The organism is Saccharopolyspora halophila (assembly GCF_039531955.1).
Lineage (GTDB): Bacteria > Actinomycetota > Actinomycetes > Mycobacteriales > Pseudonocardiaceae > Saccharopolyspora > Saccharopolyspora halophila.
In genome coordinates, this window is the sequence record NZ_BAAARA010000021.1 from 257,942 (window position 1) to 270,413 (window position 12,472).

The window sequence follows — 12,472 nt, forward strand, 5'->3', positions numbered from 1 at the left end:
TCGGACAGTCCGCGAGCGAATTTCCGTCGCCGCGGTTCGAGCGGCGAACAGCGGACCGTGCGGGCGGTCTAGACGAGGCGAGTCGCTCCGGCCGTGAAGAGCGCCAGCGCTTCCTCGACGGCGGATTCCATTTCGCCGGTGTCGGCGATGATTCCGGGATCGATGGAGGAAACCAGGAGGACCCGGTCCGCGTAGGTGTAGAGCGTGAACGCGACCGGACAGCCCACCGCCGGCGATACGGCGGTGAAAACCGAAACCTCGGCGCGGCCGACGTGCATCCGCTCGCCGCCGCCGACGTTGCTGGCGACCAGGTCGGACCTGCTGAACAGCCGAAGGTTGAGCAGTCGGCGAAGTTTTCCGGGCAGCAGCTGCATCAGTTCCGGGACGACGGGTCGGTAGGACGAGTCGAGCGCGTCGTCCCGAGCGGCCCTGGTCGCGTCGCCGATCCTGGTCAGTCGGCCAGCCCGGATGTCGTCGCGGTCGAGGACCACGACACCGCTGGCGAGCGCGATCGATCCGTCCTGCTCCGTTCCGGTGTCCGGGTTGGGCCGCATGCTGATCGGCATGATCGCGATCGAGTGCCCGTCCGGCCAGTCCCGGTACGCGGACTCGGCGTAAGACGCGATCAGCACGAAGAGGTCGTTGCGCCGCACGCCGTTCTCCCGCGCGATGCGCGCCCAGTCCTCGGTCGGGACGGTCCACATCGCGATTCGCTGTCCACTGCGCGTTCGGTCCATCCGTCCGGGAGGCGGGGGAGTGGACCAGATCTGGAACTCGTCGCGCAGGCCCGCGCGCCCGCTCGGTACGAGCGCGTGCGCGACCGCGCGTCCGGCTGCTGCGGTGGTTCGGCACACCTGCTCCGCCAGAGCTCGTGCGGCCCGCCCGAGGCCACCAGCTGCCTCGATCGCGGTGAGCCCGGCCTCGGGATTCCCGAACGCTTGTCGGAACGCGGCGACGTAGGTCAACCCATCGCCCATGCAGTGGTGCAAGCGCAGAATCAGGAGACTGCGCCCATCGGGCATGCCGTGGAAGTACAGCGCCTGCCACGGAGGCTCGCCGTAATCGAACGGCCGGTCCAGCAGAGCGGGTAGCTGGGCGAAGGCCGCGTCGAGACCGCCCTCGCCGACCGCGATCTCGGTGAGGTGGGACTCGACCCGGACGTCTTCAGCGGCCGACCAGTTGATGGCCCAGGGCGACTCGCGCACGATCCGCTGGCGGAACCTCGGAACGGTCGCGGCGAGCTCAAGCAGCTCCTCGCGGATCTCTTCCGGGCGCAGTTCGGTGTCCAGGACCAGCGGGAAGACCATCGAGACGTTCACGTCGTGAGCGCATCCCACAGTCAGGTAGGTGAGTTCCGCCGCGCTCATCTTCGGGTGGAAGACCAAGCGCAACTAGCCACTCCGTCCTGCTCGGTTCGCGCTGCGGGCGCTGACGACCAGAACGACGATCACCGTCGCGAATCCGAGCGCGTGGACCATCAGAGCAAGCGGGAACGCGGAGCCGGTGAACAGCTGCAGAACCGCGAGCGCGCCCATCGCGCAACCGACCCGCGCGGTGGCGAGCAGCCACGGCCGCGCTGCGCGGTGACCCGCTTGCCAGGCTCGCTCGGAAGACATCGTCACCTGAGCCCAAATCTTGCTGGGCTCTCCTGCGAACGGATTCGACGTGTCCCGGCCTGCGCGAGCGCCCGAGGCCTTGGCCCCGGGCGCTCGCGGGGCACGTCAGGCTCCGAAGGGCTTGAAGATGTTGGTGAACTCGTACTCGGTCTGCTCGATGCTGCTGCAGGTCGGCGAGACGGCGCCACCGGGGCAGCTGCCGTTGTCCCGGCCTGCCGACCAGAACGAGAGCATGCCGATGCGGTTGGCCGTGGCCCAGTCCACCAGCTGTCGGGCGTGGTCCTGGTTGAAGATCTTGCCGTTGTAGTTGGCGCCGATCATCGGGGTCACGCCCAGGCGTGCCTTGAGCTCGGCGTCGCCGAGTTCCGGCCAGATCTCGCTCATCTGGCCCAGCACGCTCTCGGCCGCGGCGATGACGGCGTCGCCCCAGGGCTTGTCCGAGCCGAACTCCATGGTCATCGGGTTGACCAGCACGTCGACGCCGTGCGCCGCGGCGCTCTCCAGCACCTGCACCGAGTACGGGTCGAGGCCGTAGTCGTCGCCCTGCACGCGCAAGGTGTAGCTGACCTGCGTCCCGCGCTCGTCCTGCAGCCTGGCCAGGGCCTCGTTGACCATGTCGTGCTCGATGTTGGATTCGACGTCGACGTCCAGGCTGTTGGAGCCGGTGACGTCGAGGATCGTCTTGTAAGCGGTCAGCAGCTCATCGGCGGAGCCGCAGGCGTTCTCGAGGTACGGTCCCATCGCACCACCGGTGGCGACGGTGACCGAACCACCCATGTCGCGAATCGTGTTGAACTGGCCGATGATTCCGGCGTCGTCGACGGGACGCTCGCCGCCCCACATCGGGGTGCAGCCCTGCGCGCTGCCGAGCACGAAGGCGGCGGTGTAGTGCAGCTGCCCGGTGGCCTCGGCGACCTCGGGCATGGTCGGCGCGTCCTGCATGACGTCGATGTAGGGCGCGGAATGCGGCTCGACCTGCGGCTCGGCGTTGGCCGAGGTGGCGGTCAGCGGCAGCATCGTCCCGGCCACGACCACTGTCAGGAGCTTGGGCAAGGCCCGCATGTTCGTTCTCCTCGCTCGGATTCGGGTGTTGACGACGTTCGCGGCCGCAGCGCTGCGTCGTGCGTGCGAGGAACCTACGAAGGGCTGCACTGGAGGGCAATGGGTCTGGACCTGTTTGGCGGGAACCCGCAAGCACTGGTTCGGCCGGAGCGGGGAAGGCCTGCCCTCGGGTGGTGCAGCGGGTTCGGGACAGGTGCGCTCAGCCGACCGCTTCCGCCAGAGCCGACAGGCCCCGGTGCACCTCGGCGAAGCTGGTGCTCAGCGGGGACAGGCCGATGCGGATCGCGTCCGGGCTGCGGAAGTCCGGGATGACGCCCTTCTCCCACAACCGGTCGTTGATCTCGCGGAAGTCCGCTCGCCGCAGCGTGATGTGGCTTCCGCGCAGCGTTTCCGCCCGGGGCGAGACGAGTTCCACACCTCGGTCCAGCAGCCAGGTGTCGGTGAGTTCGAGGGCGAAGTCGGTGAGACTCAGCGACTTCGCGCGCACCGCTTCGATACCCGCTTCCTCGAGCGCGTCCAGCGACGCCATCATCGGCAGCATCGCCAGGATCGGTGGTGTGCCGCTGAGCACCGACCGGATTCCGGCAGCGGGCCGGTAGCCGGGGCCCATGGTGAACGGCTCGGCGTGCCCCATCCAGCCCCAGATCGGCTGCTGGGCCTGCCCGTGGTGGGTGCGGTTGACGTAGCCGAACGCGGGGGAGCCGGGGCCGCCGTTGAGGTACTTGTAGGTGCAGCCGACCGCGAAGTCGACCTGCCACTCGTCGAGGTCGATCGGGACCGCTCCGACCGAGTGGCAGAGGTCGCACAGCACGAGCGCGCCCGCGGCGTGCGCGGTCCTGGTGATGGCCGCGGCGTCGGCGAGGTAGCCCGAGCGGTAGGCGACGTGGCTGAACACCACCAGCGCCGTGTCCGGGCCGGTCACCTCGGCGACCTGCTCGTCGGTGATCCCGCGCGCCGGGTCGGTGCTGATCCAGCGCAACCGCAGATCCCGCTCGGCCGCGATGCCCTCCAGCACGTAGCGGTCGGTGGGGAAGTTGTCGGTGTCCAGCACGATCTCGCTGCGGTCCGGCCGGAGGTCCACCGCGGCGCGGGCGAGCTTGTACAGCAGCACGCTGGTCGAGTCGGCGACCGCGACCTGGCCGGGCTCGGCACCGAGCGCGATGCGGCCGAGGCGATCGCCGACGTTCAGGGCCTGGTCCATCCAGCCCTCGCCCCAGCCCCGGATCAGCCTGCCGCCCCACTCGTCCTCGATGAACTCGGTCATCCGGTCGGTGGTCGTGCGCAGCGGGCGGCCCAGCGAGTTCCCGTCCAGATATGCCACCACGTCGCCGGCGTCGACGAACCGCTCGCGGAAGTGGCGCAGCGGATCGGCCGCGTCGAGTCCGCGGGCCCTGGCCTCGAAGTCCTCCATCACGCTCCGATCTCCGTGCGCACCGCGTACAACTCCGGGAAGAAGGTCAGTTCCAGCGCTTCGCGCAGGAACTCGACTCCGCTGGATCCGCCGGTGCCGCGCTTGTGGCCGATGATGCGTTCCACGGTCTTGAGGTGCCGGAACCGCCAGAGCTGGAAGTTCTCCTCCAGGTCGACCAGCTCCTCGCAGGTCTCGTAGGCGTCCCAGTTGTCCTCGCGGTTCTCGTAGATGCCGCGCAGCACCGGGACCAGCTCCGGGGTGAAGGTGTGCGCGAGGCGGACGTCGCGCTGGAGCAGCGATTCGGGGACCGGGTGCCCGCAGCGGGCCAGGTAGCGCAGGAACTCGTCGTAGATGCTCGACTGGTCGCGCAGCGCGGTCAGCATCGCGCGGGCGTGCTCGTCGTGGCCGAACACCTCGAGCATCTCGCTGTTCTTGTTGCCCAGGACGAACTCCACGGCGCGGTACTGCACCGACTGGAAACCCGAGGAACTTCCCAGGAAGTCGCGGAACTCCAGGTACTCCGACGGGGTGAGCGTGGCGAGCACGGACCACTGCTCGGTGAGCGTGCGCTGGATGTGCTTGACCCTCGCCAGCGCCTTCAGCGCGGATCGCAAGCGGTCGGCGGCCAGGTGGTCGTGGGCCGCGCGGAGCTCGTGCAGCACCAGTTTGAGCCACAGCTCGGTGGTCTGGTGCTGGACGATGAACAGCAGCTCGTCGTGATGCTCCGGCTGGCTGATCGGCTGCTGCGCCGCCAGCAGCAGGTCCAGCCGCAGGTAGTCGCCGTAGGTGAGCCTTCCGCGCAGGTCGCGAACGACCTGCTCCTCCACGGGCCGGGTGTTGGCCGGATCAGCCATGCGGCCGACGCTACCGCCGCGAGCGGCTCGGCGCGGGCTTTCGACACCGGACGTCGTGCCGGGCAGCGGAAGAATCGCTTGTGCTCAGTCAGTCGTGGTCGCCGTCGACGTAGTACCACTGCCCGTCTTCGCGGGCGAAGCGGCTGTGCTCGCTGACGGCGTGGTTCTCGCCGCGCAGGCGGTAGTGCGCGCGGAAGCGCACGGTGCCCCGGTCGTCGAACGGGCCGCCGCCGGTGTGCTCGAGGATCTCCAGTCCGATCCAGCGCTGCTCGTCGTCGAGATCGAGCTCGGCGGGCCGGGTGCAGGGGTGCCAGGTCGCCAGCAGGTATTCGGCGTCGCCGACGGCGAAGGCCGTGTAGCGCGAGCGCATCAGCTGCTCGGCGCTGGCCGCTCGCTTCTCGCCCGCGTGCAGCGGGCCGCAGCACTCGGCGAAGGGCTCGCCGAGCCCGCACGGGCAGTTGCGCGAGGTGCTCATCCGGCAAGCCTCTCATCGGTGGCGCTCGCCGACGTCGGGGAGCCCGCGAACCGAGGATGGCGAGCGGGCGGGCCGGTGGTACCGCCCGCTCGCCGATGGGTCACCCGGATTCCGGGAGTTGGTCGCGCAGGCGGTATTTGAGGATCTTGCCGGAGGAGCTGCGGGGGAGTGCCTCGGTGAACTCCAGGCGAAGCGGGATCTTGTAGCCCGCCAGCTTGTCCTGGCAGAACTCGCGCAGCTCCTCGAGGGTGAGGGTGCTGCCGGGTTGCGGAGCGACCACGGCGGTGACCGCTTCGCCCCAGCGCTCGTGCGGCGTGCCCAGCACGGCGACCTCGGCGATGGCCGGGTGGTGGTAGAGGACGTCCTCGACCTCGGCGGGGTAGACGTTCTCGCCGCCGCTGATCACCATGTCCTTGACCCGGTCGACCACCCAGACGTAGCCGTCCTCGTCGGCCTGCCCGATGTCGCCGGTGTGGAACCAGTCCTCCTCGTCGATCACGGCCGCGGTGGCCTCGGGGTTGTTCCAGTAGCCCGCCATGACCTGCGGCCCGCGCACGCAGATCTCGCCGCGCTCGCCCGCGCCGACCGGGCGGTTCGCGGCGTCCACCAGCCGCACGTCCGACAGCGGCAGCACCTTGTGCCCGGCAGCGCCGACCTTCACGTCCACCTCGTCGGTGCGCAGGATCAGCGCCAGCGGGGCGGTCTCGGTCAGGCCGTACCCCTGGGCGAACGGGACGCCGCGCTTGGCGTAGGCCTTGATCAGCGTCTCCGGCACCGGGGCGCCGCCGCAGATCAAGTACCGCAGGCTGGAGAGGTCGGCGGTCTCGAATCCGGCACCTGGGTCATGAACAGGAACATCGCCGGCACGCCGAACATCGTGGTCACCCGGTGCTCGGGGATGAGCCGGAGCACCCCGGACGGGTCGAAGCCGGGCATCAGCACCACGTGCCCGCCCTTCTGCAGGGTGATCAGCGTGGTGACGTTGAGCCCGCCGATGTGGAACAGCGGGGCGCACACCAGCGTCACGTCGTCCTGGCTCGGGTCGAAGGCCAGCATCGAGCCCACGTTGTTCCAGAACAGGTTCCCGTGGGTGAGCATGGCGCCCTTCGGGCGTCCCGTGGTGCCCGAGGTGTACATGATCACCGCGACCTCGTCGGCGCCCGGGAACACCGGTTCGGCCAGCGGCTCCCGTGCGGTGATCAGGTCCTCCAGCGACTCCCAGCCCTCGACCGGGGTCAACGCGATCGCGCGCCGCACGCCCGCGTTCGCGCGGACCGGGTCGACCGCGGCGGTGTGCTCGGCGTCGGCGACCAGGGTGTGCACGCCGGCGTCGGCGAGGATGAACTCGAGCTCGGCCGCGGTGAGGCGGTTGTTCAGCGGAACGAAGATGCCCCCGAGCCGGGCGGTGGCGAACAGGGTGACCAGGAAGTCCGGGTGGTTGAGACCCACGTAGCCCACCCGGTCGCCCGCGCCGATCCCGCCTGCGGCCAGCTCCGCGGCGAAGCGGTCGACGCGACCGGCGAGGTCGCGGTAGGTGAGCGTGCTTCCTCCGAAGGTGATCGCGGGCAGGGTCGGCGTGGCCGCGGCGCGGCGAGAGATCCAGGAGCCGAGGTCCATCGGCGGGGTCACGGTCATCGGTTGCTCCCTTGCCTCGACGATGCGGGACGCGAAGTGTGGCGCACGTCATAATCCGCGATGGTAGGCGGAATGCCAAACAGAAACAATCAAGCGTGCTTGATTTATTTTTGCTGGCTTGCCATGCTGAGCCGCATGCCGAAAGACGACGCCGTTCTCGGCGATCTCGCCGCCGAGGGCGCGGAGCTCGAGGCCCTGGTCGCAGGGCTGAGCGAGGAACGCTGGCGGCTGGCCACGCCAGCCGAGGGCTGGACCATCGCCCACCAGATCGCACACCTGGCCTGGACCGACGACGCGGCGTTGTGGTCGGCGACCGAGCCGTCGCGCTTCGCCGAACTGCTCGAGCAGGCAGCCCAGGACCCGTTCGGGTTCGTGGACGCGGCCGCCGAGGAGCGCGTCCGGACCAGCCCGCCGGAGCTGCTCGCCGAGTGGCGCGCGGGACGCGCCCGGCTGCTCGACGCGCTGCGGGACGTGCCGGAGGGACGCAAGCTCGACTGGTTCGGCCCGCCGATGAGCGTCACCTCGATGGCCACCGCGCGACTGATGGAGACCTGGGCGCACGGCCAGGACGTCGCCGACGCGCTCGGCGTGACACGAGCCCCGACGGCCAGGCTGCGCAACGTCTGCCACATCGGCGTGCGCACCCGCGACTTCGCCTACGCCGTCCACCAGCAGACCCCGCCGAGCGAGCAGTTCCGGGTCGAGCTGACGGGTCCCGCGGGCGAGGCGTGGAGCTGGGGGCCGGAGGACGCCGATCAGCGCGTGACCGGCCCCGCGCTGGACTTCTGCCTGCTGGTGACCCAGCGCAGGCACCTCGAGGATCTCGCCGTGGAAGCCGCCGGTGCCGAGGCCGCGCACTGGCTGACCATCGCGCAAGCGTTCGCCGGGGCGCCCGGATCCGGCAGGAAGGCGGGGCAGTTCGCGTGACCGAGCCCAGACCGCTGGCCGCCGACACCGAGGTCATCCGCATCGGCAACTGCTCCGGCTTCTACGGCGACCGGTTCTCCGCCATGCGCGAGATGCTCACCGGTGGTGACCTGGACGTGCTCACCGGGGACTACCTCGCCGAGCTGACCATGCTCATCCTCGGCCGGGACAAGCTCAAGGACCCGGATCGCGGCTACGCCAAGACGTTCCTGCGGCAGATGCGGGCGTGCCTCGCGCTCGCGCTGGAGCGCCGCGTGCGGATCGTGGTCAACGCGGGCGGCCTCAACCCCGCGGGTCTGGCGCAGCGGTTGCGCGAGCTGGCCACCGAACTCGGCGTCGAGGCCGAGATCGCCCACGTCGAGGGCGACGACCTCACCGCCCGGGCAGGCGAACTCGGACTCGGTCAGCCGCTCACGGCCAACGCCTACCTCGGTGCGTGGGGCATCGTCGAATGCCTCGGCGCCGACGCCGACGTCGTGGTCACCGGGCGGGTCACCGACGCGTCGCTGGCGGTCGGTCCGGCGGCCGCGCACTTCGGCTGGTCGCGCGAGGACCACGACCGGCTGGCGGGTGCGGTCGTGGCCGGGCACGTCATCGAGTGCGGTGCGCAGGCCACCGGCGGCAACTACTCGTTCTTCGGCGAGATCGACGATCTCGTCCACCCGGGTTTCCCGATCGCCGAGATCCGTCGCGACGGCACCGCGGTGATCACCAAGCACGCGGGTACCGGTGGTGCTGTCACCGTGGACACCGTTACCGCGCAGCTGGTCTACGAGATCCAGGGCGCGCGCTACGCCGGGCCCGACGTGACCGCGCGGCTGGACACGATCGAACTCGACCAGGACGGCGCCGATCGGGTGCGGATCAGCGGAACGCGTGGTGAGCCGCCGCCACCGACGCTCAAGGTCGGGCTCAACGCGGTCGGCGGGCACCGCAACGAGATGTCCTTCGTGCTCACCGGTCTGGACATCGAGGCCAAGGCGGCCCTCGCGCGGGAACAGCTCGAAGCGCACCTGACCCGGCGTCCCGCTGAGCTGACCTGGTCGCTGGTGCGGTTGGACCAGCCGGACGCGGCCAGCCAGGAGCAGGCCAGCGCGATCCTGCGCTGCGTGGTCCGCGACAGCGATCCGGACGTGGTCGGCCGGGCGTTCTCCGGCATCGCGGTGGAGCTGGCGCTGGCGAGCTACCCGGGCTTCAGCCTGACTTCGGTCCCCGGAAACGCCTCGCCGTACGGGGAATTCAGCTCCGGCTACGTCGATGTCGACCGGGTTCCGCACATCGCGGTGCTGCCCGACGGCGGCCGCGCCGACATCGCTCCCAGCGCGCGGACGCAGCAACTGCGGGAAGTGCCCGAACCCGACTTGCCGGCCCCACCGGTGGACGGGCCGAGCAGGCGGGAACCCCTGGGCGCGGTCGCGGCCGCGCGCAGCGGTGACAAGGGCGGCGACGCCAACATCGGCGTGTGGGTGCGCACCGACGAGCAGTGGAGATGGCTGGTGCGCGCGCTGACCGCCGACCGGGTGCGCGAAATGCTGCCCGAGACGGCGGAAATGCCGATCACGCGCACCGTGCTGCCGAACCTGCGGGCCGTCAACTTCGTCGTCGAAAGCGTTCTCGGTCGCGGCGCCGCTTACCGAGCGCGGTTCGACCCGCAGGCCAAGGGCCTGGGGGAGTGGCTGCGGTCCCGTCTCATCGACGTGCCCGAGACGGTCGTCGACACGACCTGCGAGGAGTTGCGGTGAACCCGTGGGAGACCGACGAACGGCGCGAACTGCGCGCCACCGTACGGCGATTCGTCGAAACCGACGTGCTGCCGCAGCTCGACGAGTGGGAACGGGCCGGTGAGCTGCCCCGGTCCCTGCACCGGCGAGCAGGCCGGCTGGGGCTGCTCGGAGCGGGCTTCCCCGCCGAGGTCGGCGGCGGGGGCGGTGATCTCATCGACGCCTCGGTGATCACCGAGGAGATGCATTACGCGGGCGCCTCAGGCGGTTTGTTCGCGTCACTGCTGACCTGCGGCATCGCCGTGCCGCACCTGGCCGCGGCGGGAAATCCCGAGCACGTCGAGCGCTGGGTGCGCCCGACGCTGGCCGGGGACAAGATCGGATCGCTGGCCATCACCGAGCCCGACGGGGGTTCGGACGTCGGCCACCTCAAGACCCGCGCCGAGCGCGACGGCGATCACTACGTGGTCAACGGCGCCAAGACGTTCATCACCTCCGGCTGCCGCGCCGACTTCGTGGTCACCGCCGTGCGCACCGGAGGTCCGGGGGCCGAGGGGGTTTCGCTGCTGGTCGTGGAGAAGGGCACGCCGGGCTTCGCGGTCACCGGCAAGCTCGAGAAGATGGGCTGGCACGCCTCCGACACCGCCGAGCTCTCCTTCGACGACGCCCGGGTGCCGGTGGAGAACCTGGTCGGGCCGGAGAACTCCGGGTTCCTGCAGATCGCGCAGGCGTTCCTGAGCGAGCGCCTGTCCCTGGCGGTGCAGGCCTACGCCAGCGCGCAGCGCTGCTTGGAGCTCGCCGAGCGGTGGTGCCGCGACCGGGAGACCTTCGGGCGGCCGCTGATCAGCAGGCAATCGGTGCAGAACACGCTGACCGAGATGGCGCGCAAGATCGACGTCGCCAGGGTCTACACCAGGAACCTCGCCGAGCGGTCGGTGGCTGGCGAGACCGACCTGGTGGTGGAGACCTGCTTCGCCAAGAACACCGCGGTCGAAGCGGGCGAGTGGGTCGTGAACCAGGCCGTGCAGCTGTTCGGCGGGCTGGGCTACATGCGGGAGAGCGAGATCGAGCGGCAGTACCGCGACATGCGAATCCTCGGGATCGGTGGCGGAACCACCGAAATCATGACGGGTCTGGCCGCGAACAGGTTGGGGTATCGGGCATGACACGACTTCGAAGCACGATGGACGCGGACGCACCGGAGTACAGGGAAGCGGCCGAGGCGATGAGCACCAAGCTGACCGAGATCGACGAGGAGCACGCCAAGGCCATCGCGGGCGGCGGGCCTGAGAAGGTCGAGAAGCACCGCAAGCGGGGCAAGCTGACGGTGCGCGAGCGCATCGAGCTGCTGATCGACGAGGACTCGCCGTTCCTGGAACTGTGCCCGCTGGCCGCCTGGGGCAGCGATTTCAAGGTCGGGGCCTCGATGGTGATCGGCATCGGGGTCGTCGAGGGCGTCGAGTGCATGATCGTGGCCAACGACCCGACCGTGGCCGGTGGCACCAGCAATCCGTGGACGCTCAAGAAGTCCTTCCGCGCGCACGAGATCATCGAGCAGAACGGGCTGCCGGTGATCTCGCTGGTCGAATCCGGCGGTGCGGATCTGACCACCCAGAAGGAAGTGTTCATCCCGGGTGGCAAGATGTTCCGGGATCTCACCCGCGCTTCCGCGAGCGGGATTCCCACCATCTCACTGGTCTTCGGCAACTCCACCGCGGGTGGTGCCTACATCCCGGGCATGTCCGACCACGTGGTGATGGTCAAGGAGCGCTCGAAGGTCTTCCTCGGTGGCCCTCCGCTGGTCAAGATGGCCACCGGCGAGGACTCTGACGACGAGTCGCTCGGCGGTGCCGAGATGCACGCCCGCACCTCCGGGCTGGCCGACCACTTGGCCGAGGACGAGTCGGATGCGCTGCGCATCGGACGCAACATCGTCAAGCGGCTGAACTGGCAGAAGCGGGGTCCGCGACCGCGCGCCGAGGTGGCGCCGCCGCGGCACGACCCGGAAGAGCTGCTCGGGGTCGTCCCGGCTGATCTGAAGGTGCCGTTCGACCCCCGCGAGGTCATCGCGCGCGTCGTCGACGACTCCGACTTCGACGAGTTCAAACCGCTCTACGGCAACAGCCTGGTCACCGGCTGGGCGGAACTGCACGGCTACCCGATCGGCATCCTCGCCAACGCCCACGGCGTGCTCTTCAGCGAGGAGTCGCAGAAGGCGACCCAGTTCATCCAGCTGGCCAACCAGAGCGACACGCCGCTGCTGTTCCTGCACAACACCACCGGCTACATGGTCGGCAGGGAGTACGAGCAGGGCGGGATCATCAAGCACGGCGCCATGATGATCAACGCGGTGTCCAACTCGACCGTCCCGCACCTGTCGGTGCTGATGGGCGCTTCCTACGGGGCTGGGCACTACGGCATGTGCGGGCGCGCCTACGACCCTCGGTTCCTGTTCGCCTGGCCCAGCGCCAAATCCGCCGTGATGGGTGCGGCTCAGCTGGCCGGTGTCGTCTCGATGGTCAGCCGCGCGGCGGCCGAGGCCAGGGGAAAGCCGTTCGACGAGGCCAACGACGAGGCCATGCGGGCGATGGTCGAGCAGCAGGTGGAAACCGAGTCATTGCCGATGTTCCTGTCCGGGATGCTCTACGACGACGGCGTCATCGACCCCCGGGACACGCGCACGGTGCTCGGCATGTGCCTGTCGGCGATCCACAACGCGCCGGTCGCGGGTACCGAGCGCTTCGGCGTCTTCCGGATGTGAGGCCGCAGAT

General features: G+C 69.8%; 12 protein-coding genes. 4 read left to right on the forward strand and 8 right to left on the reverse strand.

Annotation, left to right across the window (positions count from 1 at the left end; genetic code table 11):
• Nucleotides 1-68: 68 nt before the first annotated feature.
• From ABD289_RS22135 to ABD289_RS22170, 8 genes are all read right to left on the reverse strand, one after another.
• Nucleotides 69-1,391: a wax ester/triacylglycerol synthase domain-containing protein gene (locus tag ABD289_RS22135; protein ID WP_344136285.1), complete on the reverse strand. Its 1,323-nt coding sequence runs from the start codon at nucleotides 1,389-1,391 to the stop codon at nucleotides 69-71.
• The gene (locus ABD289_RS22140; protein WP_344136288.1) at nucleotides 1,392-1,616 is read right to left on the reverse strand and encodes a hypothetical protein; all 225 of its coding nucleotides are present in this window, start codon (nucleotides 1,614-1,616) and stop codon (nucleotides 1,392-1,394) included. It lies immediately after the preceding gene.
• Between the two features lie 105 nt (nucleotides 1,617-1,721).
• The gene (locus tag ABD289_RS22145) at nucleotides 1,722-2,678 is read right to left on the reverse strand and encodes a chitinase (RefSeq protein ID WP_344136291.1); all 957 of its coding nucleotides are present in this window, start codon (nucleotides 2,676-2,678) and stop codon (nucleotides 1,722-1,724) included.
• Between the two features lie 199 nt (nucleotides 2,679-2,877).
• Nucleotides 2,878-4,089: a kynureninase gene (kynU, locus tag ABD289_RS22150; RefSeq protein WP_344136758.1), complete on the reverse strand. Its 1,212-nt coding sequence runs from the start codon at nucleotides 4,087-4,089 to the stop codon at nucleotides 2,878-2,880.
• Entirely contained in the window at nucleotides 4,089-4,943 is an 855-nt protein-coding gene (locus ABD289_RS22155) for a tryptophan 2,3-dioxygenase (protein ID WP_344136294.1), read from the reverse strand. Before ABD289_RS22155 ends, kynU begins: the two co-directional genes overlap by 1 nt.
• A gap of 88 nt (nucleotides 4,944-5,031) precedes the next feature.
• Nucleotides 5,032-5,418, reverse strand: coding sequence for a YchJ family protein (locus ABD289_RS22160; RefSeq protein ID WP_344136297.1), 387 nt, complete (start codon nucleotides 5,416-5,418; stop codon nucleotides 5,032-5,034).
• A 100-nt stretch (nucleotides 5,419-5,518) separates the two neighbouring features.
• Nucleotides 5,519-6,214 carry an AMP-binding protein gene (locus ABD289_RS22165; RefSeq protein WP_344136300.1) on the reverse strand — a complete coding sequence of 232 codons (696 nt, stop codon included), beginning with the start codon at nucleotides 6,212-6,214 and terminating at the stop codon, nucleotides 5,519-5,521.
• The gene (locus ABD289_RS22170; protein WP_344136303.1) at nucleotides 6,211-7,053 is read right to left on the reverse strand and encodes an AMP-binding protein; all 843 of its coding nucleotides are present in this window, start codon (nucleotides 7,051-7,053) and stop codon (nucleotides 6,211-6,213) included. The genes ABD289_RS22165 and ABD289_RS22170 overlap by 4 nt, the downstream gene beginning before the upstream one ends.
• 135 nt (nucleotides 7,054-7,188) lie before the next feature.
• Here ABD289_RS22170 and ABD289_RS22175 point away from each other — a divergent pair, with 135 nt between their 5' ends.
• From ABD289_RS22175 to ABD289_RS22190, 4 genes are read left to right on the forward strand one after another with little or no spacing between them, the layout of a single operon-like run.
• Nucleotides 7,189-7,980: a TIGR03084 family metal-binding protein gene (locus ABD289_RS22175; RefSeq protein ID WP_344136306.1), complete on the forward strand. Its 792-nt coding sequence runs from the start codon at nucleotides 7,189-7,191 to the stop codon at nucleotides 7,978-7,980.
• Nucleotides 7,977-9,722 (forward strand): acyclic terpene utilization AtuA family protein, encoded by a 1,746-nt coding sequence (locus ABD289_RS22180; protein ID WP_344136309.1) that lies wholly within the window; start codon nucleotides 7,977-7,979, stop codon nucleotides 9,720-9,722. The genes ABD289_RS22175 and ABD289_RS22180 overlap by 4 nt, the downstream gene beginning before the upstream one ends.
• Complete coding sequence (locus tag ABD289_RS22185) at nucleotides 9,719-10,867, forward strand: acyl-CoA dehydrogenase family protein (RefSeq protein ID WP_344136313.1); 1,149 nt, start codon at nucleotides 9,719-9,721, stop codon at nucleotides 10,865-10,867. The genes ABD289_RS22180 and ABD289_RS22185 overlap by 4 nt, the downstream gene beginning before the upstream one ends.
• Complete coding sequence (locus ABD289_RS22190; protein WP_344136317.1) at nucleotides 10,864-12,462, forward strand: acyl-CoA carboxylase subunit beta; 1,599 nt, start codon at nucleotides 10,864-10,866, stop codon at nucleotides 12,460-12,462. Before ABD289_RS22185 ends, ABD289_RS22190 begins: the two co-directional genes overlap by 4 nt.
• Nucleotides 12,463-12,472: the final 10 nt, after the last annotated feature.